A 25,506-nucleotide genomic window follows, 5' to 3' on the forward strand; every position below is an offset into this window, starting at 1 on the left:
GGGAAGAAGCCGGTCAGGAACAGACCGGCGTTCGGGTCGCCCGCCAGGAACATGTTGATGTCACCGTGCACCGTGGTGGCTCGACGGACTGTTCCGTCGAGCCCCGCAGGGTGTGTGGGTCGGGTCGGGTGCGCCGAGTCGTTGCCCCCGTGCGGTGGGCGGGTCAGGTGCGTTGGAGGGCCGCCAGGCGTTCGGCGAAGGGGGTGATCGTGAAGCCGTGGTCCGGGTCGACCGAGGTGATGGCTCCGGTGAGGGAGCGGGGGGCGATGGCCGCCGTGGTGTCCACGTCCGGGGTGGCGGGTGCGGGTGTGGGTGTGAGCGCGGGTGGGGGGATGGGGGCGGGGGCCTCGGGTGCGGGGGCGGACGGGGTGAGGGTCTTGGCCAGTTCGGTGGCGGCGCGGGTGATGCGGTGGGCCAGGCCGTCCTCGCCCCAGTCCTCCGAGGCCGCGTAGACCGCGGTGGGGAGGGTGAGCGCGCGCAGGTAGCTGAAGAGCGGGCGCATGGCGTGTTCGGTGACCAGCGAGTGGCGGGCGGTGCCGCCGGTGGCACCCAGGAGGACGGGCTTGCCGGTGAGGGCGTCCTTGTCGATGAGGTCGAAGAAGGATTTGAAGAGGCCGCTGTAGGAGCCCGCGAAGACCGGGGTGACGGTGATCAGGCCGTCCGCGGCCGCGACGGCGTCGAGGGCCGCCGCGAGCCGGGCGGGCGGGAAACCCGTGGTGAAGTGCTGGGCGATCTCCGTGGCCAGGTCCCTCAGCTCGATCGTTTCGACGGTGGCGTGGGGGTGATGGGCCAGGGTGCCGGCCGCGAGGCGGTCGGCGAGCAGGCGGGTGGAGGAAGGGGAGCTGAGACCTGCCGAGACGACGACGAGCTTCATGCCTGCTGCTCCTGTTCCTGCTTCCGGCCCTCAACGTGGTTCCGGGACGCGGACGGGGACGGGGCCTGGGGGTTGGACTGGGCCTCGGTGCGGGTGGCTTCCTCGGCGCGGGCGGCCACGCGGGCGGCGTGGGTGGGGGCGTCGGGGACGCCGGGGCGGCGGAGGCTCGCGAACTCCTTGCGGAGGACGGGGACGACCTCCTCGCCGAGCAGGTCGAGCTGTTCGAGGACGGTCTTCAGGGGCAGGCCCGCGTGGTCCATCAGGAACAGCTGGCGCTGGTAGTCGCCCACGTAGTCCCGGAACGAGAGGGTGCGCTCGATGACCTGCTGCGGGGAGCCGACGGTGAGCGGGGTCTGCGAGGTGAACTCCTCCAGGGAGGGCCCGTGGCCGTAGACCGGCGCGTTGTCGAAGTAGGGGCGGAACTCGCGGATCGCGTCCTGGGAGTTCTTCCGCATGAAGACCTGGCCGCCGAGGCCGACGATGGCCTGCTCGGGGGTGCCGTGCCCGTAGTGGGCGTACCGCTGGCGGTACAGGTTCACCATCTGCCGGGTGTGGGAGGCGGGCCAGAAGATGTGGTTGTGGAAGAAGCCGTCGCCGTAGTACGCGGCCTGCTCGGCGATCTCGGGCGAGCGGATCGAGCCGTGCCAGACGAAGGGGGCGACGTCGTCCAGGGGGCGGGGCGTCGAGGTGAAGGACTGGAGCGGCGTGCGGAACTTGCCCTTCCAGGTGACGGTGTCCTCGTCCCAGAGGCGGCGGAGCAGGGCGTAGTTCTCGATGGCGAGGTCGATGCCGTCGCGGATGTCCTTGCCGAACCAGGGGTAGACCGGGCCGGTGTTGCCGCGGCCCATCATGAGGTCGACGCGGCCCTCGGCGAGGTGCTGGAGCATCGCGTAGTCCTCGGCGATCTTCACCGGGTCGTTGGTGGTGATCAGCGTGGTGGAGGTCGAGAGGATGAGGTTCTCGGTGCGGGCGGCGATGTAGCCGAGCATCGTGGTCGGGGAGGACGGGACGAAGGGCCGGTTGTGGTGCTCGCCCGTGGCGAAGACGTCGAGGCCGACCTCCTCCGCCTTCTGCGCGATGGCGAGCATCGCCTTGATGCGCTCGTGCTCGCTGGGCGCGCGTCCGGTGGTCGGGTCCGGCGTGACGTCTCCGACGGTGAAGATCCCGAACTGCATGGCTGGCTCCGCTCCCCTGCTTCGTAGGGTTGTTGATTTTTCAACTATATCCTGGAACGGGGAGGTGGGGGGACCTATTCCCTGGGTGGTGAGGCGGGGGGCGGGGGCAGGAAGGGTGGGGGGTGGAGGGGTGGGGCACAGCGGACGGGGCCGGGAGGAGTCCCCCTCTCGTTCCCGGCCCCGGCTCCCCTCCCCCGGTGTGCGGCGGTCCCGGTCCCCCGTGGTCCGGGACCGCCGCGGTTCGTGGCCCCCCCGTTCGGTCAGGCGAGGGACAGGCTGTCGACGGTGGGGGCCACCGGGCCGAACAGGTCGGTGATCGTGGTCAGGGCCGCGGCCTGGAGGGTGGCGGCGGGCAGGACGGTACCGTCCGGGGCCGCGAGGGGGCGGGTGGCGGTGGCCTCGGCGACCACGGTGGGGCGGAAGCCGAGGTTGAAGGCGCCCTGCGCGGTGAAGGTGACGCACATGTGGGTCATGAAGCCCGCGAGGACGAGGTCAGGGCCGGCGCCGAGCTCGCGGAGCGTCTTCTCCAGCGTGGTGCCGTGGAAGGCGTTCGGGACCTGCTTCACCACGACCGTCTCCCCCTCGCGCGGGGCGACCTCGGGGCTGATGGCGCCGATCTCCGCGCGGATGTCGTACGGGGTGCCCTCCCCGCCGTCGTTGACCACGTGCACCACGGGGGTGCCGGCGGCGCGGGCGGCGGCCAGGAGGCGGGCCCCGGCGGCGAGGGCCTGCTCGGCGCCCTCCAGTGCCATGACGCCGCCGCGGTAGGTGTTCTGGAAGTCGATGAGGACGAGGGTGCTGTCGGCGAGGCGGGGCAGCTCGTTCGTGAGGCCGGAGACCTCGCGGAGGGGGGCGGAGGCGGTGGGCGTGGTGGTGGCGGTGGTGGCGGCGGGGTTCTGGGACGGGGTGGATTCGGGCATGGCTGTGCTCCTGTGCGTGGTGGGTGGGTTCCCGGACGGGCCGGGTCGTGTGCGGGGTGGGCGTGGGCGTGCGGGTGGGCGTGCGCGCATGGGTGCGGGTGGGCGCGGTGGGCGCGGTGGGCGCGGGTGTGGGTGTGGGTAGGCCGGAGGGGCCTTGCGGCCTTGGGGGACGTAGGGGTGCGGGTCGGGTGACCGGGTGGTCAGGTGGTGGTGCGGAAGCGGCGGCGGTAGGCGGCCGGGGTGGTGTTGAGCTGGTGCCGGAAGGCGCGGTGGAGGGTTTCCACGGAGCCGAGGCCGCTGGTCGCGGCCACCCGTTCGAGGGTGTGGTCGGTGCCCTCCAGGAGGCGGCGGGCCGATTCGACGCGGGCGGCTTCCACGTACGAGGCCGGGGTGGTGCCGGTCTCCTGGCGGAAGACGCGGGCGAAGTGGCGCTCGCTGAGGTTCATGCGGGCGGCGAGGGCCGCGGCGGAGAGGTCCCCGTCGAGGTGGTCGGCGATGTGCATGCGGAGGTCGTCGATGTCGCGGCGGGAGGCCGCCGGTTTGGAGAGAGGTACGGAGAACTGGCTCTGGCCGCCCTGGCGTTTGAGGTACATGACCAGGTGGCGGGCGACGGCCAGGGCCGTCTCCTCGCCCAGGTCCTCCGCGACGAGGGCGAGGGCGAGGTCCATGCAGGCGCTGATGCCGGCCCCGGTCCAGACCCGGCCGCTGCGGATGAAGATGGGGTCGGGGTCGACGGTCACCTCGGGGTGTTCGGCGGCCAGTTGGGCCGCCGTGGACCAGTGGGTGGTGGCCGTGCGGCCGTCGAGGAGCCGGGCCGCGGCCAGGAGGTGGGCACCCGCGCAGACCGAGGCGACGCGGCGGGCCTGCGGGGCGGCCTCCTCCAGCCAGGTGACCACGTCGGGGTCGACGCGGGCCCGGATCTCGCCGTCGGGGTGGACGTCCACGGCACCCGGAACCAGCAGGGTGTCCACGGCCCCGGCCACCTCGGCGAAGGAGAGGTCGGCGACCAGGCGGATCCCGGCGGCCGTGGTGACGGGGCCGGGGGCCGGGGCGGCGAGCTCCACGCGGTAGCCGGCGCGGCCGCCGGTCTCGCGGTTGGCCAGCGCGAAGACCTCGGCGGGGCCCGTGACGTCGAGGAGGTCGACGTCCGGGAAGAGGACGATGATCACGCGGCGGGTGCGGGGCATGGGTCCATCGTGGCCGGTGGCGGGGGTGGCGGCAATGACGGTCTTCTGTCAGATCCGGACACGGGGATCCCCCGGAGGGGTCAGGGGCCGGGGAAGGCAGGGAGCGGCCGGTCAGGAGCCGAGGGCGGACGGGCCGGTCAGGGGCCGGTCAGCGGCCGGTCAGGGGCCGAGGGTGGCGTGGATGCGGTCGATGGCGCGGAGGATCTCCGCCCGGTTGCCGGCCTTCTTCATCCAGAACGGGAGGCGCGCGATCAGGGTCATCCGGCGCCCGTGGTCGCCCCAGGGGATGCCCTCGCGGAGCGTGGCCTGGACGTAGCGCTTGATGAGGTCGAGGTGCGCGAGGTCGTAGGCCCAGATCAGGCCGTGCCGGGTCTCCGTCTGCAACCACAGAGGGAGGCCGAAGTACGGGTCTCCGGCCTGGTGGCGGGAGCTGCCGTAGATGACGACGGAGCGGCCGGTCCAGGACTTCGCCAGCCCGCAGTTGCCGCAGGCCAGCCGCCGCGGGGCGAAGAGCCCGGACGGGGCCCGGGGCGGGGCCGGGACCGGGGATGCGGACGCTTTCGCCTTCGGAGCCGGGACCGGATCCGGAGCCGGGGCGGGGGTGGGAGTGAGGGTGGGGGTTGAGATGACCCGGGCGGGCCGGTCGCAGCGCGGGCAGCGGACGAGGATCGAGTCGAGGAAGTCGTCCTTCTCGGCGCGGGGATCCCTGAAGCGGTGGCCGGGCGGCGTGGTGCGGGTCATGGCCGAAGTATGGGCGGCCGGGGCCCGGCGGCTCCACGGGTTTCCGGCGGCAGCGGGCCCGGGATCGGGGGCGGGGGCGGGGGCGGGGTGATCGGGGGTGCCGGCTAGGGTGCAGGATCATGTCGCTGATGCCCGAGGTCGCCGAAGTTTCCGAGGTTGCCGTGCTCCCCGAGGTTGCCGCGGGTCCCGAGGCCGCGCGCGGGGCCGTGCTGCGTCCCGCGACCCGTGCCGAGCTGCCGGCCGTGCTGGCGCTGCTCGCCGACGAGGAGCGGGTGGTGGATCCGGCTTCGGTGGTCGTCGGGGAGGCGTACGAGCGGGCCTTCGCGGCGATCGAGGCGGATCCGCGGAACGAGCTCCTGGTGCTGGTCGCGGCGGAGAGCGGCGAGGCGGATCGGGCGGGCGGAGCGGACCGCCGGGCCGTGGTGCTGGGCTGCCTCCAGGCCACGTACATCCCCGGCCTGGGCAAGGGCGGTGCCGAACGGGTCCTCATCGAGGCGGTGCGCATCCGCGCGGACCGGCGCGGTACGGGGCTGGGGCGGGTCCTGATGGAGGGCGCGGTCGCCCGGGCCCGGGAGCGGGGCTGCGCCCTGGTGCAGCTGACGAGCAACAAGGAGCGGGCGGCGGCGCACCGGTTCTACGAGGGCTTGGGCTTCACGGCGAGCCACGACGGCTTCAAGCGGATGCTGTAGCGGGGCTGGCCGGCATCCGGCGACGGGGCGCGCGAGTCGGGCTGTACGCCGGGTTCTGTCGCCCGGCGGGCCCGGCTCCTGCCGGGCCGACGATCCCGTCGTACCGGCTGGGATCCGGCCTCTCGGGCTGGTGGTGGAGGGCGTGAGTCCATCCGGATCCAGGCGCCCACCGAGCGGCAGGGACGGCTGCACGCCTACGGAGTCCTCGCGCAGCGACAGCCGGCCATCGGGCACGTCGAGGCTGCCTGCGAGTCCTGGCAGCGGTTCCTGGACAAGTACGAGGTGCTTTCCTCGGCCCGGGGGGACGAACACTTCGAGGTGATGACGCTGCGCCTACGGCCGTACGGGCGCGTTCGAGCCGTGCGGGAGTTGCGGGAACGGGCCCGGCTGGTCGGGGCGCTCAAGAGGTGACGCGGGGCCCGGGGCCCTACGGTGGCGCGCGGGCTGAGGGGCCTTGCGGGGCCGGGGCGGCTCGGGTGTGCTCGGGGCCGGGCTGCGGCGCGAGAGAGGCGCGGGGGCCGGGCAGGGACGTGTCTGGGTCGCTGCGCGGGAGCCTGGGACGACGTCGGACGGCGTCGGGCGCGGACCGGTTCGGGCTCGGGATCGCTTCGACCACGCGTCGCTTCAGCCGTGGAAACGGTCCCGCCCCGGAGGCCCCGTCAGTTGGCCGGGGAGGTGGGGGTGTTCGGGGAGATGAAGGCTTCCAGGGCGGAGAGGAGGGTGGCGTCTATGAGGGCTTCTCTGTGGGGGTCGCCCGCGTCGGGGTCCTTGGCCTGGAGGTAGGCGAGGAGCTGCTCGGCGCGCAGGGGCGGGGTGCCCTCGGGGGTGGGGAGGGCGGAGAGGCGTTCCTGGAGGAGGTCCAGGATGGCGCGGCGGCGGTCTTCGGTCATGGGCCAGTGTGGGGGCACGGCGCTAAAGGGGCGGTGGGGCGGTCCGGGGGGCTCCGATGGCAGGGGGATGACAAAGGGGCGCGGGGGTGGGGCGGGTGGGGTGGCAGGAATGCCGGCCGGGGCGGGGGACGTGGCAGCGTCCGGGGAGTAATTCGCCTTCTGCGGGCCGGTCCTGGGGGTGCGGGGGTCTGTTCGTTGACTGGTTTCCGCGGGTGTCGGCAGTCTCGGATTCACCGCGACCGACCGAAACGGGAGACACGAGATGTCAGAAACCAGAGCTCCGAAGAAGGTGATTCTGGCGGAGCCGCGTGGATTCTGCGCAGGTGTGCGCCGCGCGATTTCGATCGTCGAGGAGGCACTGAACAAGTACGGCCCGCCGGTGTACGTGCGGAAGGAGATCGTGCACAACCACTACGTGGTGCGGTCCCTGGAGCAGCGCGGTGCGATCTTCGTGGACTCCGAGGAGGAGGTGCCCGAGGGCGCGGTGTGCGTGTTCTCCGCGCACGGCGTCTCCCCGGCGGTCCGCACCAACGCCAAGCAGCGCGAGCTCGACGTCATCGACGCGACCTGCCCGCTGGTGTCGAAGGTGCACCAGGAGGCCATCCGGTACGCCCGCGACGGCAAGACGATCCTCCTGATCGGCCACAGCGACCACGAGGAGGTCGAGGGCACCTACGGGGAGGCCCCCGAGGCGACCATCATCGTCGAGGACGTGGAGTCGGTGGCCAAGCTGGACCTGCCCTCGGACGCCAACGTGGCGTACCTGTCGCAGACCACCCTGTCGCTCGACGAGACCTCCGGGATCATCGACGCGCTGCGGGAGAAGTTCCCGGCCCTGGGCGGTCCCGCGAAGGGCGACATCTGCTACGCGAGCCAGAACCGGCAGAACGCGGTCAAGGCCATCGCGGAACGCAGCGACCTGGTCCTGGTGGTGGGTTCGACGAACTCCAGCAACTCGATCCGGATGGTGGAGGTGGCCCGGGACCTGGGGACCGCCGCCTACCTGGTGCCCGAGGTGGGTGATCTGGACCCGGCGTGGCTGGAGGGGGTCACCTCGGTCGGCGTCAGCGCCGGGGCGAGCGCCCCGGAGATCCTCGTCGACCAGCTGCTGGAGCGGCTCGTCGAGTACGGCTACACCGGGCTGGAGCTGGAGCAGTCGGCGGTGGAGAACGTGGTCTTCGGCCTGCCGGCGTCGCTCGCCGGGGCCTCGTCCGCCACGTGAGTTCACCCGGATTCCCCGCGGGGTTCCGCGCACGGTTCCGCGCGCATTCCGAATGCGCACATTCCGAATTCCTCTCAGACTCTCAGAGAAGGCTGCCATGACGACCGTAGTCCCCGATATCCAGCAGCTCCGGGCCGATTTGCTCGGCCAGGTGGAGCAGCGGCTGGAACAGTTCGTCGAGCACCAGCGCGCGTACTGGTACGGCATCAACCCGCGGGCCGCGCAGCCCGTGGACGCGATCTCCTCGCTCGTGGCCAGCGGCGGCAAGCGGCTGCGCCCGGTGTTCGCGCTCAGCGGCTTCCTGGCCGCGGGCGGCAACCCCTCCGACACGGTGGCCGTGGACGCCTCGGCGGCGCTGGAACTGCTCCAGGCCTTCGCGCTGATCCACGACGACGTGGTGGACAACTCCTCTCTGCGTCGCGGTTCGCCCACCGTGCACCGGGTGCACGAGGCGGAGCACCAGAGCAACGGCTGGCAGGGCGAGTCCCGCCGGTTCGGTGAGGGCGTCGCCGTCCTCGCCGGGGACCTGGCGCTGATCTACGCCGACCAGCTCACCAACCGCTTCCCGGCCCCGGCCCGCGCCGTCTGGGACGAGCTGCGCGCCGAGATGATCATCGGTCAGCACCTGGACGTCGCGGTCGCGGCGGAGGGCGTGGTCGACCCGTCGCTGTCGCGCTGGATAGCCGTGTGCAAGTCGGGCCGCTACACCATCCACCGTCCGCTGGTGCTGGGCGCGACCCTGGCCGGCCGTCCCGACCTGGCCTCGGCCTTCGAGACCTACGGTCTGGCGCTCGGCGAGGCCTTCCAGCTCCGCGACGACCTGATCGACGCCTTCGGCACCACCGAGGACGCCGGCAAGCCCACCGGTCTGGACTTCGCCGAACACAAGATGACCCTGCTGCTGGCCCTGGCCGCCGAGCGCGACCCGCGGGTGCGCGGGCTGCTGGACCGCAAGGACGGCGCGCCCTGGGACGTGGACCTGATCCGCCAGGTGCTGGAGGAGACCGGGGTCCGGGCGACGGTGGAGCGCACCATCGCGGGGCTCGTGGACAAGGCGGTCGAGTCGATCGCGGCTTCCGGGCTGGACCGGGAGTGGGTCGAGGAGTTCTCCCGGCTGGCGACGCGGGTCGCCTACCGCAGCCACTGACCCCCGACCGCCCACGGGAGCGAACCATGCCCAGAACACTGATCGTAGGCTTCGGCCGGGCCGGTCACGGGCTGCACTGGACCGTGCTGGAGCGGCTGCGCCGCACCGAACGCGGTGCCGCCCTGATCTCCGACCTGCCCCCGGTGGTCCACGACTTCAACCCGCGGACCCCGCAGCTCGGCGAGCCCGACGTGATCGCCGTGCCGCAGCTGGCGAAGGCCGTCGACCTGCTGGACCCGAAGGACACCATCGTCCACCTGTGCACCCCTCCGACACACCGTCTGGAGGTGCTGCGGGAGCTGGCCGAGCTGGGGTTCGACCGGATCCTGGTGGAGAAGCCGCTGGTGGCCGACACCGAGGAGCTGCCCGCCATCGAGGCCCTGCGGACCGGTCACGGGCTGCGGATGATGGTGGTGGCGCACTGGCTGCAGAGCGCCCTGACCACGCGGCTGCGGGCGCTGGTCGAGGACGGTTCCCTCGGTCGCCTGGAGAGCATCTTCGTGGCGCAGCGCAAGCCGCGCCTGGTGCGGACCCTGGCGACGGAGGGGCACCCCACCGCCTTCGACGTGGAGCTGCCGCATTCGGTGGGGGTGGCGCTGAGCCTGGCCGGTGACGGCCGTACCGCGGGGGCCGAGCTGCACGACATGCACGTCGGGCAGACGGTGGTCCCCGAGATGGGTGCGGCGCGGCTGCTGTTCGGCCACGAGAGCGGGGTGCAGACGGAGATCTTCTCCGATCTGGCCTCGCCGATCCGGGAGCGGGTGATCCGGCTCGGGTTCAGCGACGGGTGGGCCGTGGGCCACTACCCGATCAGCGAGAGCGACGACTACGCGCACCTGAACACCTCCGCCGACGGCGGGGACACCCGCGCGGTGTTCCGGGACGATTCGCTGGCCCGGTTCCTCCTCCACGCGTACGAGCAGTTCACCACGGGCGCCGATCTGGACGCCGATTTCCGGCTCAACGCCCGGGTGACGACGGTGCTCGCGGAGGCCAAGGAGCTGGCGCGGATCGCCCGCCTCGAGGAGGCCCTCCAAGAGGAGGCTCTGCCCCATGCTTCGTGACCAGACCCGCTACGCCCGGCTCTCTCCGCAGGGCGAAGCGGCCCCCGGGATCCTGTACGCGGGGATCGGCGACGAGGCCGGGCGGACCCTGGAACAGCAGCTGCGTGCGGTGTCCGGGCTGGGCTGGCAGCTGATCGAGCTGCGCAGCGTGGGCGGGACGGCCATCGCGGACCTGGACGACGCGTCCTTCGACGCGGTGCTCCAGGGGCTGGACCGGGCGGGACTGGGCACGGCGTGCGTGGACTCGCGGATCGCCGACTGGTCCCGTCCGATCAGCCAGGGCCTGGAGCAGGACCTGGCGGAGCTGGACCGGCTCAGCCGGCGGTGCGCGGCGCTCGGCACCCGGTACGTGCGGGTGATGTCGTACCCGAACGACGGGTGGGACGAGGAGAGCTGGGGCGCCGAGGTGATCCGTCGGATGCGGCTGCTGGCCGCGCGGGCGAACGCCTCGGGCCTGGTCCTCCTGCACGAGAACTGTGCGGGGTGGGCGGGGCGCAGCGCGGACCGGATGGTGCGGCTGCTGACGGAGGTGGACAGTCCGGCCCTGCGGTTGCTGTTCGACACCGGGAACGGGGCGGCCTACCACTACGAGGCGTACGAGGTGCTGGAGCAGTTGATGCGCCGGTGTCCGGAGGCCGTGGCGCACGTCCACGTGAAGGACGCGGTGGGCAGCGGGGACGCGGCGGCGTACACGCTGCCGGGTCAGGGCGAGAGCCAGGTGGCGCGGTGTCTGCGGCTGCTGCTGGAGCACGGGTTCACCGGGGCCTGGTCCATCGAACCGCATCTGGCGCTGCGGCCGCACGAGAGCCGTACGGAGCTCGGTGAGGACGGTCCGGAGCTGTTCGTGGAGTACGGGCGGCACCTGGAGCGGCTGGTGGCGGAGGAAGTGGTGGCCGCGGCCGCCGACGAGACGAGAGAGGAGCGGGTACGTGCCGGCATCCACGACTGAGCGGCGCACGACGGAGGAGCTGCGGACCGCGCCGCTCACCGCCGGCGACGAGGAACTGCTGCTGCGGCTGCTGTCGCTGCCGACGGCGGGTCCGCTGGAGACGGGGCCCGGGGCCGAGGTGCGGCTGTGGGAGGCGCAGCGGGCGTACGCGGAGGCGGCGCGCGAGCTGGGCTTCACCGTGGTCTGGCACGGTACGGCGGAGCCGGAGGCGCTGGCCGACGAGCAGGTTCCGGCGGTGGTGCGGTGGGCGGTGGAGGAGGACCCGGAGTTCCTGTCCTCGCAGCCGAGCCTGGTGCTGCGGCTGGGGCCGGAGCTGCCGCGGTCGGCGACGGTGATGTTCAACGTCCACGTGGACACGGTGGCCGGGGTGCAGCCGGTGTCGCTGGCGGACGGCCGGTTCCACGGTCGGGGCGCCATCGACGCGAAGGGTCCGGCGGTGGGTCTGCTGGCCGGGATCCGGGCGGCGGTCGAGGCGGAGTCCGCGATCGGCCGGGAGGTCGGGGTCCTGATCCAGCTGGTGTCCGGCGAAGAGGGCGGCGCCATGGGGGTCTACGGGACCCGGGAGCTGGTCGAACGCGGGTACACGGGCCGGTTGAACATCTTCTGCGAGCCGACCGGGCGGCGGCTGCTGACGCGGTCGACGGCGGCGATGACGGCCCGGGTGCGGGTGGCGGGGGACGACTCGATCGACGACGCCCCGGCCGCCGGTCACAACGCCTCGGTGCTGTTGGGTCATCTGGCCGGGCACCTGGCGGAGGCGCTGCCGCAGCACGCGGCGAGCGGTCAGGTGTGCGTGGCGGGTCTGCAGACGGGTCCGCTGCACAACAAGGTGTACGGGACGGGGCAGCTGCTGCTGAACCTGTCCTACGGCTCCGGTGCCGACGGGGTGGCGCTGGAGGAGGCGATGCGGCGGGAGCTGCGGGTGGGTCTGGCCGGGTTCCGGCACCGGTTCGCCGGGAGCGGCCTGGTCGGGCGGACCGCCGAGGACGCCGAGGCGATCACGTCCCTGGACTGGCTGAAGCGGGGTCTGCCCGCGCTGAACGCGGCCGATCCGTGGGCGGAGCGGCTGCTGACGGAGGGCGCGGGGCTGGTGCCCTGGCCGGACGGCGAGGCGGCGTTCACCTGCGACGCGATCTGGGCGGACGGGCTGCCGGACAGCTTCACGGCGGTGTTCGGGCCGGGTGACCTGCAGCGGAACAACGCGCACGCCGAGGGCGAGTTCGCCGACCGGGAGGAGCTGGAGCTGTTCGCCGGGGACATCGCCCGGCTGCTGATCGCCTTCGCGAGCAGCGATCCGACGTTCACGAAGTGATGGGACCTGAGATGACCACCGCTATATCCACTGCCGCGCGGTCGGGGACCGTACGGCTCGACTACGGCGAGCTCGTCGGGTTCACCGCCGAGGTGTTCACGGCCTGCGGTCTCGCTCCGGAACGGGCGCTGGCGGCCGCCGAGGCCCTGGTGTACGGGGACCTGACGGGGGTTTCCTCGCACGGTCTGGCGAATCTGACCCGGCAGTACCTGCCGCTGTTCGCGGAGGGGCGTGCCGATCCGGCCGCGGACCTGGAGATCGTCGCCGACAAGGGCGCGGCGGTCCTGGTGGACTCGCACCGGGCGCTGGGGCTGTGGTCGGCGGGCGCCGCGATGGACCTGGCCGCGGAGCGGGCCGCCCGGTACGGGGTGGGTCTGGTGTCGCTGTACAACGGGACGCACTTCGGGTGTGCCGGGTACTTCGCGCAGCGGCTGGCGCTGCGGAACCAGATCGGGCTGCTGGCCGGGAACTGCGGCGGGCAGCGGATCATCCGGCCGCCGGGTGGTTCGGCGGCGATGCTGGGCACGAACCCGTTCAGTCTGGCGGTGCCGGCCGGGGAGTACCCGCCGTACGTGCTGGACATGAGCACGACGGTGGTGCCGACGGGCCGGGTGCGGGCGGCGGCGCGGGCCGGGAAGGAGATCCCGGAGGGCTGGCTGGCCGATGACGCGGGGACTCCGGTGACGGATCCGGCGGCCTTCGACCGGGGCGAGGCGCACCTGCAGTGGCTGGGCGGGCGTCCGGAGACCGGTTCCTTCAAGGGGTACGGGCTGAGTCTGCTGGTGGAGACGCTGGCGGCGCTGCTGCCGGGGGCGAACCTGGGTCCGACCGGGGAGCTGGGCGGGGCCCGTCCGAACGGCCGTGACGACAACATCGGTTTCCTGGCGCTGGCGATCGCGCCGGGCGGGCTGCGGCCCGAGGACGAGTTCCTGAACCAGGCGGGGGACCTGTTCGGTGCCCTGCTGGACGCGCCGGCGATCGATCCGGCGAAGCCGGTGCGCTATCCGGGCTGGCCGGAGGCCCACCACGCCCGTGAGGCGCGTACGGACGGCGTGCCGCTGGCGGCCGCCCTGCACGGCGAGCTGCTGGAGGTCGCCGATCAGTTCTCCCTCGTTCCGCCTACTCCCCTTGGAGAAGATCGATGAGCAGGATCCGTATCGGCATCGTGGGGCTGGGGGTGATCTCCCGCTTCTACCTGGAGGCGCTGGAGAACGGTCTTCCCGGTCTGGAGCTGGCCGCGGTGTGCGACCTGAACGAGGAGGTGCTGGCGCCGTTCGAGGGGAGGATCCCGACGTACCGGGACCACCGGGAGCTGCTGGCGGGCACGGAGCTGGACGCGGTGGTGGTGAACGTCCCGAACGACGTGCACTACCGGGTGGTCCGGGACGCGCTGGCCGCGGGGCGCGCGGTGTGCGTGGAGAAGCCGCTCGCCATCACGGTGGCGGAGGGCCGGGACCTGCGGGACCTGGCGGCCGCGCAGGGGGTGCCGCTGTTCACGGCGTACCACCGGCGCTACAACACGAACGTGCTGGAGCTGCTCGGGTCGCTGCCGGCGGACGTGCCGGTGGAGCAGGTGACGGTGCGGTACTGGGAGAAGATCGAGGAGCACGTCGGTCGGGACCAGTGGTACCTGAACCCGGAGCGTTGCGGCGGCGGTGCGGTGGCCGACAACGGTCCGAACGCGATCGACCTGGTGCACCTGTTCCTGGGTGACGTGGCGCTGACCGGGGCGCAGGTGACCCGGGACGCGGGCGGCACCGACCAGCAGGCCGTGATCCGGCTGGCCACGCCGGAGGGCGTGACCGCGGTGGTGGACCTGGACTGGCAGTACGGGCACGGCGAGCTGAAGGACGTCGAGGTCCGGCTGGCGGACGGGCGTCGCTTCGAGGCCGACATGCTGGGCGGCTACCCGGCCTTCAAGAGTTCGCTGGGCCACGAGTACGTCGGGGTGCTGGAGGAGTTCGCGGAGGTGCTGCGCGGTGAGCGCGCCACCTGGCCGGACGGTCTGGCCACGCTGGAGCTGGTGCACGAGGTGTACCGGGCGGAGCGCGCGGCGCTCGTCTAGCGGGGTCGGCGGGGTGCCGCCCGGTCCGCCGGGCGGCCCCGCCCCACCCCCCCTCCCCCTCCCCTCTCCACTCCTCCCCCTCCCCCGTCACACCCTGCACCCCCACCCTCACTGATCCCGCACTTCCCAAGGGAGTTGAACCGTCATGGCACACCCGGAGAACGGCCGCAAGAAGAGCGTCAACGGCGTCGTCGTGAAGGTGCTGAAGCACCGCCGTGACGACCGCGGCATGGTCCTGGAGCCGTACACCAGCCGGTGTGTACGGGAGGGCGAGATCCACGAGCTGGTGACCACGGACCAGGTCACGGCGCAGCCGGGCGCGACCATCGACCGGGTGGCGTTCCTGGGGTTCGTCGAGCTCACCAACGGCGGTGTGCTGGACCGGGGTGACGAGGTGTGGGCCGGTGACCAGCTGGTCGGTACCGTCCTGGGCTACGACGCCTGCCACTTCCCGAACCACTACAACGTGTTGATCTCGGCCGTGCCGCCGCGCACGGGCCCAGAGATCGGCCTGGAGCCGTCCACCGAGATCAGGTTCGTGCCGGCCGCGGGCCACCGGGACCGGGGCGAGGGCGTGGGCCGTCTGCTGCGGGCCCTGCGCACCCCGGAGGACCTGCGGTCGCTGAGCCACGAGCAGCTGACCGAGCTGGCCGCGGAGATCCGCGAGACGCTGGTGGAGAAGGTCTCCAAGACCGGCGGGCACCTCGGCCCGAACCTAGGCGTGGTGGAGCTGACGATCGCCCTGCACCGGGTGTTCCGTTCCCCGTACGACCAGATCGTGTGGGACACCGGCCACCAGACGTACGTGCACAAGATGCTGACGGGTCGGGCGGACCGGTTCGACGGGCTGCGGCAGGCGGGCGGCATATCCGGTTACCCCTCGCGGGCGGAGTCGGTGCACGACCTGGTGGAGAACTCGCACGCGACGACGGCCCTGTCGTACGCGGACGGGCTGGCCAAGGCCCACAAGCTGCGCGGGGAGAAGGACCGCGCGGTGGTCGCGGTCATCGGTGACGGCGCCATGACGGGCGGCATGTGCTGGGAGGCGATCAACAACATCGCCGCCGACAAGGAACTGCCGGTGGTGATCGTCGTCAACGACAACGGGCGTTCGTACGCGCCGACCATCGGCGGGCTGGCGGAACAGCTGACGAAGCTGCGGACCTCGCACAAGTACGAGCGGCTCCTGGAGTGGGGCAAGATCGTCGCCAAGGAGACCCCGGTGGTGGGCGGCGGCCTGTACGAGGTGCTGCACGGGGCGAAGAAGGGCCTGAAGGACACCGTCGCCCCGCAGAACCTCTTCGACGGGCTGGGCCTGAAGTACATCGGTCCGGTGGACGGGCACGACACGGTGGCGCTGGAGAAGGCGCTGACGCGGGCCCGGCACTTCGGCGGCCCGGTGCTGGTCCACGTGATCACCACGAAGGGCAACGGCTACGCCCCGGCGGAGAACCACGAGCTGGACAAGTTCCACGCGACGGCGGCCTTCGACCCGCGGACGGGCCGGGCCAAGGCCCCGGCGACCCCGGCGCCGCGCAGCTGGACCTCGGTGTTCAGCGAGGAGCTGGTGAAGGCCGGCCACCGGCGGAAGGACCTGGTGGCGATCACGGCGGCGATGCTGGAGCCGACGGGACTGCGGGACTTCTCGCTGGCCTTCCCGGAGCGCACCTTCGACGTGGGCATCGCGGAGCAGCACGCGGTGACCTCGGCGGCGGGGCTGGCGATGGGTGGCATGCACCCGGTCGTGGCGATGTACGCGACCTTCCTGAACCGGGCCTTCGACCAGGCGCTGATGGACGTGGCCCTGCACAAGCAGGCGGTGACCTTCGTGCTGGACCGGGCGGGGGTGACGGGTGACGACGGTGCCAGCCACAACGGCATGTGGGACCTGTCGCTGCTGAACGTGGTGCCGGGCATGCGGATCGCGGCCCCGCGGGACGGGCGCCGGCTGGGCGAGCTGTTCAACGAGGCGATCGCGGTGCAGGACGGGCCGACGGCGGTCCGCTTCCCGAAGGGCCCCGTGCAGTCCGACATCGACACCGTGGACACGGTCGGCGGGGTGGACGTGCTGCACCGCGGGGAGTCGGAGGACATCCTGCTGGTGGCGGTCGGCAGCATGGCGCAGACCTGCCTGGACGCGGCCTCGCTGCTGGAGGCCGACGGGATCGGCTGCACCGTGGTGGACCCGCGGTGGATCAAGCCGGTGGACGCGGCGCTGATCCCGCTGGCGGCGCGGCACCGGCTGGTGGCGACGGTCGAGGACAACGGGCTGTCAGGCGGTGCCGGTTCCGCGGTGGCGCTGGCGCTGCGGGCGGCCGGGGTGGACACCCCGACCCGGGAGTTCGGCATCACCCAGGAGTTCCTGGACCACGCGAAGCGGGCCGACATCCTCAAGGCGCTGGGGCTGACCCCGGGCGACATCGCCCTGCGGCTCGGCGAGAGCCTGCAGCGGCTGGGCGCGGGCACGGCCGGCGCCGAGCAGCTGGTCTGACGGCGGGGCGGTACGTCCGAGGCGTACCGCCCCCGGCACCCACCCTTCCTGTTCCTCCTCCCGTACAGAGCACGTGGGCGGCCGAGCACCTCGGCTCCACAGAGACAGCGCAGGATCCGTGCGGCACCCCTCCCCTCCCCCTCTCCTTCCTCTCCCCTCTCCTCCCTCGCTCCCTCATCCACGCACCGTCGGTGCGACTTCCCGAAGGGAACTCCTGTCATGACCGTTCTGCTCGGCTCCCCGTCCCTGCCCCCGAAGACCGTCGCCCCGCGGCGGAAGACCCGTCAGATCATGGTCGGGAACGTGGCGGTGGGCGGCGACGCCCCGGTGTCCGTCCAGTCCATGACCACGACCCTGACCTCGGACGTGAACGCCACGCTCCAGCAGATAGCCCAGCTCACGACGGCCGGCTGCCAGATGGTCCGGGTGGCGGTGCCCTCCCAGGACGACGCGGACGCGCTGCCGGAGATCGCCCGCAAGTCGAAGATCCCGGTGATCGCCGACATCCACTTCCAGCCGAAGTACGTGTTCGCGGCCATCGACGCCGGATGCGCGGCGGTGCGCGTCAACCCAGGCAACATCAAGCAGTTCGACGACAAGGTCAAGGAGATCGCGCGGGCCGCCTCGGGCGCGGGCACGCCGATCCGGATCGGCGTCAACGCCGGTTCCCTCGACAAGCGTCTGCTGCAGAAGTACGGCAAGGCCACGCCCGAGGCCCTGGTGGAGTCGGCGCTGTGGGAGGCCTCGCTCTTCGAGGAGCACGGCTTCCGCGACATCAAGATCTCGGTGAAGCACAACGACCCGGTCGTCATGATCGAGGCGTACCGGCAGCTGGCCGCCCAGTGCGACTACCCGCTGCACCTGGGCGTCACCGAGGCCGGTCCGGCCTTCCAGGGGACCATCAAGTCGGCCGTGGCCTTCGGGGCGCTGCTCGGCGACGGCATCGGCGACACGATCCGGGTCTCGCTGTCCACGCCGCCGGTCGAGGAGATCAAGGTCGGCCTGCAGATCCTGGAGTCGCTGAACCTGCGCAAGCGAGGTCTGGAGATCGTCTCGTGCCCCGGGTGCGGCCGGGCGCAGGTGGACGTGTGGAAGCTCGCGGACCAGGTGACGGCGGGCCTGGAGGGCCTGAACGCGCCGCTGCGGGTGGCGGTCATGGGTTGCGTGGTGAACGGTCCGGGCGAGGCCCGCGAGGCCGACCTCGGGGTGGCCTCCGGCAACGGCAAGGGCCAGATCTTCGTGAAGGGCGAGGTCATCAAGACGGTGCCCGAGGCCAAGATCGTGGAGACGCTGATCGAGGAGGCCCTGAAGCTGATCGAGGCGATGCCGGAGGAGGAGCGGGACGCCCGCGCCGGGGACTCGCCCAGCGTGGCGGTCCTGTGACCCCACTCCCGCCAGCCCGCCGCGCGGGCCGCCCCCGAGCCCGCCCCGCCCCGCTCCCGCGGGCCCCACCAACCGCCGGTCCCGTCTTCCCCTCAGGGGGGACGGGGCCGGCGTGCTTCCCGGGGTGGGGTCAGCAGGGGACGAGGCGGACGCGGGGGCCGCAGAGGCGGGTCATGTCGTCCACGTCCGAGGTGAGCACGGCGACCGGGCCTCTCTGGCGCAGGGCGAGTTCGGCGACGGTGGCGTCGAGGGCGTACTTGTGGCCGTGCAGGCCGTTCTCCTTCAGGAGTCGCGCGGCCGCTCGGGCCGACTGCGCGGTGACCGGTTCGACCCGGACCCGAGAGAGCGTCCAGTCCAGTCGGGCGGTGTTCACTCTGGCGTGGGAGACCTCGACGATCGTGTTGGCGCAGACCACGAGGTCGGTTCCGAACACTTCGAAAGCCTTGATCAGGGCCTGGGTGCGACGGTCTCCGGCGATCCACGACGACAGCCCCTGGGCATCCAGGACGGCGGTCTCGATCCGTTCGCTCACGCGGCTTCCGTGGCCGTGCCGCCGGCTGCCTCCGTGCCGGTCCCGGTGCCTGCGAGCCGGGCGAACGCCTCGGCCATCTCCTCATCGGTGAAGGCGCCGTGTTCGGCCTCGTACTCCCGGTTGCCCTCGGCGAGGAGCTGGTGACGGATCTGGCGGGCCACGGCCTCCGCCACGTATCCGGAGACGTTGTCCGTGAGCTTCTTCAGCTCGGCCACCTGCTCCGTGGGCAGAGTGACGGTGATGCGCGTAGTGGACGACATCCGTCAAGCATACCCCGGTATGCGCATTCGGGTCGGGCGGTGCACCCAGGGTGAGACGTCGAGAGGCCGCCCGGGTGGGCCGGGCGGCCTCTCGTGTTTTCCGTGGCCCGGGTCAGTCCGGGGTGGGGCCGGTGAGGGCTTGGCGGCGGGTGAGGAGGGCGCGGAGGCGACGGCGGTCGAGGGCGCCGGTGTCGGCGCGCGGGAGGGCGCCGACCAGTTCCAGGCGGGCCGGGAGGTGGGCTTCGGCGGTGCCGTGGGCGAGGAGGTGCTCGCGGATCTCGGGGAGGGCGGGCGGGTCGCCGGCGGGGACGAGGACGGCGCAGGCCAGTTCGCCGTGCTGGGGGTCCACGTAGCCGAGGACGGCGGCTTCGGCGATGCGGGGGTGGGCGAGGAGGCGTTCCTCGATGTCGGTGACCGGCATCAGGAAGACGCCGCCGACCTCCTGGCGGCGGCCCGCGTCCTCGGCGGTGGCCGTGGGGGTCGGGGGGCGTCGGGGTCCGGCGGGCGGGGTGTCCCAGGTGAGGCGGAGGCCGCCGGTGCCGCGCTGCCAGACGGCGGGGCTGGAGGCGGGGCCGGGGCGGTCGGGTTCCTGGCCGGGGGTGGTGCCGTCCTCGCCGGCGGTGAGGGGGACCCGCCAGGTCTCGTGGACCTGCTGGACGAGCCGGGTGGAGGTGCCCGCCGGGTCGGAGGAGAGGGCACGGCGCAGGGACAGCGGCTCGCGGGGGTGTTCGCCGTGCGCGGCGAGGAGTTCGGACCACTGGGCGGGGGTGGCGAAGGCCAGGCCGGCGCCGGTGGAGGTGAGCAGGTCGAGGGCGGTCTCGGGGTCCCAGACGTCCTGGAGGACGGCGGTGCCGCCGCCGGCGAGGGGGCCGAGCACTCCGTACAGGAGGGAGGGCAGGGCGGCGAGCGGGAGGGCGGAGAAGACGGCTTCGCCGGGGCGCACCGCGGGGGTGCCGGTGAGGGCGAGGCGGGCGTGCAGGCTGTTCGGGGTGTGCATGTACATGGTGTGGGTCTCGCGGAGCCCGACGGAGTTGACGGTGAGGCAGATCCGGTCGGCGAGGTCGGGGGGCAGCGGGAGCCAGCCGGTGCGCTGGTAGCGCTCGTGGGGGGTGCGGACGAAGTGCGCGGTGAAGTCGAGGGCGCCGGTGGCCTCGGCGTCGCCGAGGACGATGCGGTGGCGCAGCCAGGGCAGGGCGGGGGCGAGGTCGGCGAGGGCTTCGGCGGGTGAGGCGCCTTCCCACAGGTCGGGGACCACGCAGAGGCGGGGTTGGGCGGCGGTGAGGACGGCTTCGAGGTCCTGGGAGCCGTAGCCGGGCATGACGGGGACGGCCACGGCGCCGGTGCGCAGGCAGGCCAGGAGGAGGGCGCAGCTCTCCCACCAGTTGGGGAGTTGGAAGGCGATCGGGTCGCCGGGGCCGATGCCGAGGGCGGCGAGGGCGTGGGCGAAGCGGTCGACGAGGGCGACGAGCTGCCCGTAGGAGAGGCGGGTGACGCGGGTGCCGGCGGGCTGGTGGGCGCGGTGGGCGGTGATGGCGGTGCGGTGGGGGTGGGCGGCCGCGGCCCGGTGGAGGTCGTGGAGGACGGTGGTGGAGCGCCAGGCGCCGTCGCGGCGGTACTCCTCGGCGAGGGCGCGCGGGGGTCGGACGGCGGCGAGGAGGTCGGCGAGGGGTACGCCGCCGTCGGCGGGGGGCTGTGCGGGGCGGGGGATGGTGGGCTGGGGTTGGGGGCGGTTCCGGCTGCCGCCGGGGGTGGTGCGGGGGCGGGGGACGGTGTCGGTGGCCGGGTGCGCGTCGGTGCCCGGGCCCGGGCGGGCGGCCGGGGTGGCCGGTACCGGGTGGGCGGGGGCGGGCTGGGGGCCGGTGCGGGGGCGGGCGGGGGCGGTACGGGCGCCGCCGGGCGCGGTGCGGGAGCCGGTGGGTGCGGGGAGCGCCATCAGTGCCTCCTGCCTACGGCCCAGGCCACTTGGACCCGGGAGTTGCAGCCGAGTTTGCGCATGACGTGCCGGACGTGGTTGACGACGGTCCATTCGGCGATGCTGAGCTGTCCGGCGATCTGCCGGTTGGTGAGTCCTTCGGCGACGAGGAGGGCGACCTGGAGCTGCCGGGGGGTGAGGACGGCGGCCTCGCCGCGGTCCTCGGCGCGGCCGGGGCCGACGGCGGCGAGGGCTTCGGCGGCCATGGCGCCGGGGCGGAGCCGCAGACCCTCGACCCAGGCGGTGGCGAAGACGGTCCAGCCGAGCTGGCGGCGCAGCCCGGTGACGGCTTCCTGGACGCGGTTCCAGTGGCCGTCGGGGACCTTGGCCCCGGTGCGGCGCCGGAGGGATTCCGCGGCGGCGAAGAGTCGGGTGGCGCGCTGGGGCTGGCCGGCGGTGGACTGGATGATCAGGGCGAAGGTCTCCAGTGCGGCGGGGAGTTCGGTGCGTTCGTCGATGGAGTCGAAGAGGCGCAGGGATTCCCGCAGGGCGGTCTGGGCGGTCTCCTCGTCCTCGTCCTGGAGGGCGGCGCGGGCGCTGACGAGGAGGGTGCGGGCGAGGTCGCGGATCTCACCGCTCTGGCGGTGGATGCGGACGGCGCGGTCCAGGAGGCCCCGGACCTCTTCTCTGGCTTCCTTGCTGTCGGGGGTCCCGCCCGCGGTGAGGGCTTCGGCGAGGCCGGTGGCGGCTTCGGCGGAGCCCGCGGTGTCGCCCTGGGCCTCCAGGGTCGCGCGGGCGGCGGACAGCAGGGACTGGCCCACGGCGCGGTCCCCGCAGTGGAAGTAGGCGAGGCCCATGCGGGCGGAGGCGCGGGCGCCCTTGCGGGGGTCGCGGAGCCGTTTGTAGAGGGCGACGGCGCGGCGGTGCCGGTGGGAGGCGCCGTCGTGGTCGCCGAGGGCGGCGGCGAGGCAACCGGCTCCGTCGTGGAGGCGGGCGCTGAGGCGGAGGAGTTCCTCGTCCTCGGGGGCTTCCTCGCCGCGGGCGGTCTGTTCGGCGTGCAGGGCCTGGGCGGTGCTGTCGAACCAGCGGAGCCCTTCCCTGAGTTCGCCGCTGACGAGCCAGGGGCGCAGGGAGGCGGCGACGAGCGCGGCGCGGCCGCGGAGGTCGCCCTCCTCGCGGAGGTGGCGGAGCGCGGCGAGCACGTTCTCGTGTTCGACGGCGGCGGCGCGCAGCCAGCGGCGCTGTTCGGAGCCCTGGAAGCGGCCGTCGAGGGTGTGGAGGAGCTTGCGGTAGTGGCGGGCGTGGGCGGCGCGGGCGGCCGGGCCGTCCCCGGTCTCCTCCACTTGGGCGAGTCCGTAGGTGCGGATGGTGCGGGACATGGTGAGGCGGCTGTCGGCGCGGGGCTGTTCGGCGAGCGCGAGGAGGTTGCGGTCGAGGAGGGCCTCGATGGCCTCGGCGGTCTCGGCGGGGGGCAGTGGGGACACCTTCTCGGCGGTGGCGAGGGTGGTGCCACGTTCGAAGACGGCGAGCCGCCCGAGGAGGCTGCGCTGTTCGGTGGTGAGGCCGCGGCAGCTCCACTCGGCCATGGCGAGGACGGAGCGCTGCCGGGCGGGTACGTCGACGGGGCCGGAGAGGTGGCTGTCGCCGCCTCGGCCGAGCCAGGCGTGGAGTTCCTGGAGCGGGAACAGGCGCAGCCGGCGGGCGGCGAGTTCCAGGACGAGGGGGACGCCTTCGAGGAGGTTGCAGATGGCGACGACGGCTTCGACGTTCTCCGCGGTGAGCGTGAACTCGGGGTTCACCTCGTGGGCGCGCCGGGTGAAGAGCTGGACGGCCGGGTTCTCCTGGACGTCGGCGACCTCGGGTTCCAGCAGGGGGCCGGGCGGCGCCAGCGGGGCCACGGGCACGACGCGTTCGCCGTAGATGCGCAGGACCTGCTGGCCGGTGGCGAGGACGGTCAGCCAGGGGTTGTCGGCGAGGTGCTCGGCCACGAGCGGGGCGAGCAGCGCGGTCAGGTGCTCGACCCCGTCGAGGACGAGCAGGAAGCGGCCGGCCGGGGCGGTCTCGGGCAGGGCCCGGGAGACGGCGTCGGCTAGGACGCCCGCGAGGTCCCCGGCGGGGTCCTCGGGTGCGGGGCCCGCGGCGGGCGGTGTGGTGAGCGCGGGCAGGTCCAGGGTGCGGATCCCGCCGGGGAACTCGTGCGCGAGGGACCTGGCGGCCTCCGCGGCGAGCCGGCTCTTGCCGATGCCGCCGGGCCCGGTGAGGGTGGTGAGCCTGATCGAGGGGTCCTGGAGCCGACCCTGAACCCCCATCAGGTCGAGCTCACGCCCCACCAGTCCGTCGGACAGCAGAGGCGTCCCGAGATCGGTTGACATTCTCCCCCTCATGCCCTTGTCACAGGTGTACACCAGGGGCGACAGGGGCCCCACAGTGCGATTTCGGACGCTAGTCAGGGGGCCTTAAGGGGCTCTGAAGACAAGGCAGGAGCCCTGCACAGGCGGTCCGGAGGGACCGCTTCCGGCCATGGGGGCGCGGGGCGGAACGGCGCCTCCGGGCCCCTGGCGGGCGCCTTTAGCCCGTTACAAGGGCGGCTGAATTCAATGCGTCCTCGCGAATGGGTCCGGAATCAGGGAGAGGGGCCGGCTTAGTGAGCGCCCAGGCCAAAACAGTCACGCGTCTCGACCGGGTGGTGATCCGCTTTGCGGGTGACTCGGGTGACGGCATGCAGCTGACGGGTGACCGTTTCACCTCGGAGACGGCGTCCTTCGGGAACGACCTGTCGACGCTGCCGAACTTCCCCGCGGAGATCCGGGCACCTGCCGGAACCCTGCCGGGTGTGTCCTCGTTCCAGCTGCACTTCGCCGACCACGACATCCTGACGCCGGGCGACGCCCCGGACGTGCTGGTGGCGATGAACCCGGCGGCGCTGAAGGCGAACATCGGCGATGTCCCGCGGGGTGCGGAGATCATCGTCAACACCGACGAGTTCACCAAGCGCGCCATGGCGAAGGTCGGCTACGAGACCGATCCGCTGGAGGACGGTTCCCTCGACGGGTACCGGCTCCACAAGGTGCCGCTGACCACGCTGACCGTGGAGGCCCTGAAGGACTTCGGGCTGACCCGGAAGGAGGCCGAGCGGAGCAAGAACATGTTCTCCCTCGGTCTGCTGTCGTGGATGTACCACCGCCCGACGGAGGGCACCGAGAGCTTCCTGCGGAAGAAGTTCGCGAAGAAGCCCGAGATCGCCGAGGCGAACATCGTGGCATTCCGCGCGGGCTGGAACTTCGGGGAGACGACGGAGGACTTCGCCGACTCCTACGAGGTCGCCCCGGCGAGCCAGGCCTTCCCGGCGGGCACCTACCGGAACATCTCGGGGAACCTCGCCCTCTCGCTGGGCCTGGTGGCCGCCGCCGAGAAGGCCGATCTGCCGCTGTACCTGGGCTCGTACCCGATCACCCCGGCCTCGGACATCCTGCACGAGCTCAGCAAGCACAAGAACTTCCGCGTGCGGTCCTTCCAGGCGGAGGACGAGATCGCGGGGATCGGGGCCGCGTTGGGTGCGGCGTTCGGCGGGGCCTTGGCGGTGACGACGACCTCGGGTCCGGGTGTGGCGTTGAAGTCGGAGACCATCGGGCTGGCCGTCTCCATGGAGCTGCCGCTGCTGATCGTGGACATCCAGCGCGGTGGTCCGTCGACGGGTCTGCCGACGAAGACGGAGCAGGCGGATCTCCTCCAGGCCATGTACGGGCGCAATGGTGAGGCGCCGGTGCCGATCGTGGTGCCGCGCACCCCGGCGGACTGCTTCGACGCCGCCATCGACGCCGCGAGGATCGCGCTCACCTACCGCACCCCGGTGTTCCTCCTCTCGGACGGATACCTCGCCAACGGCTCCGAACCGTGGCGGGTGCCGCACCCCGATGACCTCCCGGACCTGCGGGTGCAGTTCGCTTCCGGGCCGAACCACACCCTGGCGGACGGGTCGGAGGTGTTCTGGCCCTACAAGCGGGACCCGCGGACGCTGGCGCGGCCGTGGGCGGTGCCCGGGACGCCGGGGTTGGAGCACCGGATCGGCGGGATCGAGAAGCAGGACGGGACGGGGAACATCTCCTACGATCCCGCCAACCACGAGTTCATGGTCCGCACCCGTCAGGCCAAGATCGACGGCATCGAAGTCCCGGATCTGGACGTCGACGACCCCGACGGCGCACGCACCCTCGTGCTGGGCTGGGGATCCACCTACGGCCCCATCACCGCGGCGGTACGACGGCTGCGGACGGCGGGGTCGCCGATCGCGCAGGCGCACCTGCGGCACGTCAGCCCCTTCCCGCACAACCTCGGGGAGGTCCTCGCGCGCTATGAGCGGGTCGTCATCCCGGAGATGAACCTCGGTCAGCTCGCCACGCTGATCCGGGCGAAGTACCTGATCGATGCCCAGTCGTACACGCAGGTCAACGGCATGCCGTTCAAGGCCGAGCAGCTTGCCACGGTCCTGAAGGAGGCCGTCGATGTCTGAGCTTTTGAAGCTGGTCCCGAAGGCGGAGGCGAAGCAGTCCGCGAAGGACTTCAAGTCCGACCAGGAAGTCCGCTGGTGCCCCGGCTGCGGTGACTACGCCATCCTCGCCGCCGTGCAGGGCTTCATGCCCGAACTCGGCCTGGCGAAGGAGAACATCGTCTTCGTCTCCGGGATCGGCTGCTC

At 72.7% G+C, this 25,506-nt stretch carries 21 protein-coding genes and 1 pseudogene; 12 read left to right on the top strand and 10 right to left on the bottom strand.

Going from position 1 to position 25,506, the window contains the following annotated elements; genetic code table 11:
* Nucleotides 1–163 precede the first annotated feature (163 nt).
* The 5 genes from ABTZ17_RS27220 to ABTZ17_RS27240 form a co-directional block, all read right to left on the bottom strand.
* Nucleotides 164–874: a CE1759 family FMN reductase gene (locus ABTZ17_RS27220; protein WP_352198370.1), complete on the bottom strand. Its 711-nt coding sequence runs from the start codon at nt 872–874 to the stop codon at nt 164–166.
* Nucleotides 871–2,049, bottom strand: a complete 1,179-nt coding sequence (locus tag ABTZ17_RS27225; RefSeq protein WP_352198371.1) for an LLM class flavin-dependent oxidoreductase — start codon at nt 2,047–2,049, stop codon at nt 871–873. The genes ABTZ17_RS27220 and ABTZ17_RS27225 overlap by 4 nt, the downstream gene beginning before the upstream one ends.
* A gap of 260 nt (nt 2,050–2,309) precedes the next feature.
* The gene (locus tag ABTZ17_RS27230; protein WP_352198372.1) at nt 2,310–2,969 is read right to left on the bottom strand and encodes an isochorismatase family protein; all 660 of its coding nucleotides are present in this window, start codon (nt 2,967–2,969) and stop codon (nt 2,310–2,312) included.
* Nucleotides 2,970–3,169: 200 nt separating this feature from the next.
* Nucleotides 3,170–4,156: a GlxA family transcriptional regulator gene (locus ABTZ17_RS27235; RefSeq protein ID WP_352198373.1), complete on the bottom strand. Its 987-nt coding sequence runs from the start codon at nt 4,154–4,156 to the stop codon at nt 3,170–3,172.
* 159 nt (nt 4,157–4,315) lie between these two features.
* Nucleotides 4,316–4,897: a hypothetical protein gene (locus ABTZ17_RS27240; RefSeq protein ID WP_352198374.1), complete on the bottom strand. Its 582-nt coding sequence runs from the start codon at nt 4,895–4,897 to the stop codon at nt 4,316–4,318.
* A gap of 119 nt (nt 4,898–5,016) precedes the next feature.
* On the opposite strand from ABTZ17_RS27240, the gene ABTZ17_RS27245 reads away from it, so the two are divergent.
* A complete protein-coding gene (locus ABTZ17_RS27245) occupies nt 5,017–5,586 on the top strand; it encodes a GNAT family N-acetyltransferase (protein WP_352198375.1) in 570 nt (189 codons plus the stop codon).
* A gap of 659 nt (nt 5,587–6,245) precedes the next feature.
* Here ABTZ17_RS27245 and ABTZ17_RS27250 read toward each other — a convergent pair.
* Complete coding sequence (locus ABTZ17_RS27250; protein ID WP_352198376.1) at nt 6,246–6,476, bottom strand: hypothetical protein; 231 nt, start codon at nt 6,474–6,476, stop codon at nt 6,246–6,248.
* Nucleotides 6,477–6,738: 262 nt separating this feature from the next.
* Here ABTZ17_RS27250 and ABTZ17_RS27255 point away from each other — a divergent pair, with 262 nt between their 5' ends.
* From ABTZ17_RS27255 to ispG, 9 genes are all read left to right on the top strand, one after another.
* Nucleotides 6,739–7,698 carry a 4-hydroxy-3-methylbut-2-enyl diphosphate reductase gene (locus ABTZ17_RS27255; RefSeq protein ID WP_352198377.1) on the top strand — a complete coding sequence of 320 codons (960 nt, stop codon included), beginning with the start codon at nt 6,739–6,741 and terminating at the stop codon, nt 7,696–7,698.
* A 97-nt stretch (nt 7,699–7,795) separates the two neighbouring features.
* Nucleotides 7,796–8,845, top strand: a complete 1,050-nt coding sequence (locus ABTZ17_RS27260) for a polyprenyl synthetase family protein (protein WP_352198378.1) — start codon at nt 7,796–7,798, stop codon at nt 8,843–8,845.
* A gap of 26 nt (nt 8,846–8,871) precedes the next feature.
* On the top strand, nt 8,872–9,909 hold the full coding sequence (locus ABTZ17_RS27265; protein WP_352198379.1) for a Gfo/Idh/MocA family oxidoreductase: 1,038 nt from the start codon (nt 8,872–8,874) through the stop codon (nt 9,907–9,909).
* Nucleotides 9,899–10,858, top strand: a complete 960-nt coding sequence (locus ABTZ17_RS27270; RefSeq protein WP_352198380.1) for a sugar phosphate isomerase/epimerase family protein — start codon at nt 9,899–9,901, stop codon at nt 10,856–10,858. The genes ABTZ17_RS27265 and ABTZ17_RS27270 overlap by 11 nt, the downstream gene beginning before the upstream one ends.
* The gene (locus ABTZ17_RS27275) at nt 10,839–12,170 is read left to right on the top strand and encodes a M20/M25/M40 family metallo-hydrolase (RefSeq protein ID WP_352198381.1); all 1,332 of its coding nucleotides are present in this window, start codon (nt 10,839–10,841) and stop codon (nt 12,168–12,170) included. The genes ABTZ17_RS27270 and ABTZ17_RS27275 overlap by 20 nt, the downstream gene beginning before the upstream one ends.
* A gap of 11 nt (nt 12,171–12,181) precedes the next feature.
* Nucleotides 12,182–13,315, top strand: coding sequence for an Ldh family oxidoreductase (locus ABTZ17_RS27280; protein WP_352198382.1), 1,134 nt, complete (start codon nt 12,182–12,184; stop codon nt 13,313–13,315).
* Entirely contained in the window at nt 13,312–14,235 is a 924-nt protein-coding gene (locus tag ABTZ17_RS27285; RefSeq protein WP_352198383.1) for a Gfo/Idh/MocA family protein, read from the top strand. Before ABTZ17_RS27280 ends, ABTZ17_RS27285 begins: the two co-directional genes overlap by 4 nt.
* 145 nt (nt 14,236–14,380) lie before the next feature.
* Complete coding sequence (gene dxs / locus ABTZ17_RS27290) at nt 14,381–16,726, top strand: 1-deoxy-D-xylulose-5-phosphate synthase (RefSeq protein ID WP_352198384.1); 2,346 nt, start codon at nt 14,381–14,383, stop codon at nt 16,724–16,726.
* Between the two features lie 219 nt (nt 16,727–16,945).
* On the top strand, nt 16,946–18,109 hold the full coding sequence (ispG, locus tag ABTZ17_RS27295) for a flavodoxin-dependent (E)-4-hydroxy-3-methylbut-2-enyl-diphosphate synthase (protein ID WP_352198385.1): 1,164 nt from the start codon (nt 16,946–16,948) through the stop codon (nt 18,107–18,109).
* 130 nt (nt 18,110–18,239) lie between these two features.
* On the opposite strand, the gene ABTZ17_RS27300 is transcribed toward ispG, so the two are convergent.
* The 4 genes from ABTZ17_RS27300 to ABTZ17_RS27315 all read right to left on the bottom strand — a co-directional run bounded on the left by ABTZ17_RS27300 (nt 18,240) and on the right by ABTZ17_RS27315 (nt 23,185).
* Nucleotides 18,240–18,641 (bottom strand): PIN domain-containing protein, encoded by a 402-nt coding sequence (locus ABTZ17_RS27300; RefSeq protein WP_352198386.1) that lies wholly within the window; start codon nt 18,639–18,641, stop codon nt 18,240–18,242.
* Nucleotides 18,638–18,901, bottom strand: a complete 264-nt coding sequence (locus tag ABTZ17_RS27305) for a type II toxin-antitoxin system CcdA family antitoxin (RefSeq protein WP_352198387.1) — start codon at nt 18,899–18,901, stop codon at nt 18,638–18,640. Before ABTZ17_RS27305 ends, ABTZ17_RS27300 begins: the two co-directional genes overlap by 4 nt.
* 112 nt (nt 18,902–19,013) lie before the next feature.
* Nucleotides 19,014–20,834, bottom strand: a complete 1,821-nt coding sequence (locus tag ABTZ17_RS27310) for an AMP-binding protein (protein WP_352198388.1) — start codon at nt 20,832–20,834, stop codon at nt 19,014–19,016.
* Complete coding sequence (locus tag ABTZ17_RS27315) at nt 20,834–23,185, bottom strand: LuxR C-terminal-related transcriptional regulator (protein WP_352198389.1); 2,352 nt, start codon at nt 23,183–23,185, stop codon at nt 20,834–20,836. The genes ABTZ17_RS27310 and ABTZ17_RS27315 overlap by 1 nt, the downstream gene beginning before the upstream one ends.
* Nucleotides 23,186–23,424: 239 nt before the next feature.
* Between ABTZ17_RS27315 and ABTZ17_RS27320 the strand changes: the two genes are divergently transcribed.
* The gene (locus ABTZ17_RS27320) at nt 23,425–25,323 is read left to right on the top strand and encodes a 2-oxoacid:acceptor oxidoreductase subunit alpha (RefSeq protein WP_352198390.1); all 1,899 of its coding nucleotides are present in this window, start codon (nt 23,425–23,427) and stop codon (nt 25,321–25,323) included.
* Nucleotides 25,316–25,506: pseudogene (locus tag ABTZ17_RS27325) on the top strand (2-oxoacid:ferredoxin oxidoreductase subunit beta); the annotation flags it as partial. The gene ABTZ17_RS27320 and the pseudogene ABTZ17_RS27325, both read left to right, overlap by 8 nt.

Source organism: Streptomyces sp. NPDC097619 (assembly GCF_040302735.1).
Taxonomy (GTDB): domain Bacteria; phylum Actinomycetota; class Actinomycetes; order Streptomycetales; family Streptomycetaceae; genus Streptomyces.

What these genes read in the sequence shown, in the direction of transcription:
- ABTZ17_RS27315 (WP_352198389.1), bottom strand. Translation starts at nt 23,185, where the DNA reads ATGTCAACCGATCTCGGGACGCCTCTGCTGTCCGACGGACTGGTGGGG.
- ABTZ17_RS27260 (WP_352198378.1), top strand. Translation starts at nt 7,796, where the DNA reads ATGACGACCGTAGTCCCCGATATCCAGCAGCTCCGGGCCGATTTGCTC.
- ABTZ17_RS27270 (WP_352198380.1), top strand. Translation starts at nt 9,899, where the DNA reads ATGCTTCGTGACCAGACCCGCTACGCCCGGCTCTCTCCGCAGGGCGAA.
- dxs (WP_352198384.1), top strand. Translation starts at nt 14,381, where the DNA reads ATGGCACACCCGGAGAACGGCCGCAAGAAGAGCGTCAACGGCGTCGTC.
- ABTZ17_RS27280 (WP_352198382.1), top strand. Translation starts at nt 12,182, where the DNA reads ATGACCACCGCTATATCCACTGCCGCGCGGTCGGGGACCGTACGGCTC.
- ABTZ17_RS27225 (WP_352198371.1), bottom strand. Translation starts at nt 2,049, where the DNA reads ATGCAGTTCGGGATCTTCACCGTCGGAGACGTCACGCCGGACCCGACC.
- ispG (WP_352198385.1), top strand. Translation starts at nt 16,946, where the DNA reads ATGACCGTTCTGCTCGGCTCCCCGTCCCTGCCCCCGAAGACCGTCGCC.
- ABTZ17_RS27240 (WP_352198374.1), bottom strand. Translation starts at nt 4,897, where the DNA reads ATGACCCGCACCACGCCGCCCGGCCACCGCTTCAGGGATCCCCGCGCC.
- ABTZ17_RS27320 (WP_352198390.1), top strand. Translation starts at nt 23,425, where the DNA reads ATGGGTCCGGAATCAGGGAGAGGGGCCGGCTTAGTGAGCGCCCAGGCC.
- ABTZ17_RS27255 (WP_352198377.1), top strand. Translation starts at nt 6,739, where the DNA reads ATGTCAGAAACCAGAGCTCCGAAGAAGGTGATTCTGGCGGAGCCGCGT.
- ABTZ17_RS27305 (WP_352198387.1), bottom strand. Translation starts at nt 18,901, where the DNA reads ATGTCGTCCACTACGCGCATCACCGTCACTCTGCCCACGGAGCAGGTG.
- ABTZ17_RS27230 (WP_352198372.1), bottom strand. Translation starts at nt 2,969, where the DNA reads ATGCCCGAATCCACCCCGTCCCAGAACCCCGCCGCCACCACCGCCACC.
- ABTZ17_RS27310 (WP_352198388.1), bottom strand. Translation starts at nt 20,834, where the DNA reads ATGGCGCTCCCCGCACCCACCGGCTCCCGCACCGCGCCCGGCGGCGCC.
- ABTZ17_RS27285 (WP_352198383.1), top strand. Translation starts at nt 13,312, where the DNA reads ATGAGCAGGATCCGTATCGGCATCGTGGGGCTGGGGGTGATCTCCCGC.
- ABTZ17_RS27220 (WP_352198370.1), bottom strand. Translation starts at nt 874, where the DNA reads ATGAAGCTCGTCGTCGTCTCGGCAGGTCTCAGCTCCCCTTCCTCCACC.
- ABTZ17_RS27250 (WP_352198376.1), bottom strand. Translation starts at nt 6,476, where the DNA reads ATGACCGAAGACCGCCGCCGCGCCATCCTGGACCTCCTCCAGGAACGC.
- ABTZ17_RS27265 (WP_352198379.1), top strand. Translation starts at nt 8,872, where the DNA reads ATGCCCAGAACACTGATCGTAGGCTTCGGCCGGGCCGGTCACGGGCTG.
- ABTZ17_RS27245 (WP_352198375.1), top strand. Translation starts at nt 5,017, where the DNA reads ATGTCGCTGATGCCCGAGGTCGCCGAAGTTTCCGAGGTTGCCGTGCTC.
- ABTZ17_RS27235 (WP_352198373.1), bottom strand. Translation starts at nt 4,156, where the DNA reads ATGCCCCGCACCCGCCGCGTGATCATCGTCCTCTTCCCGGACGTCGAC.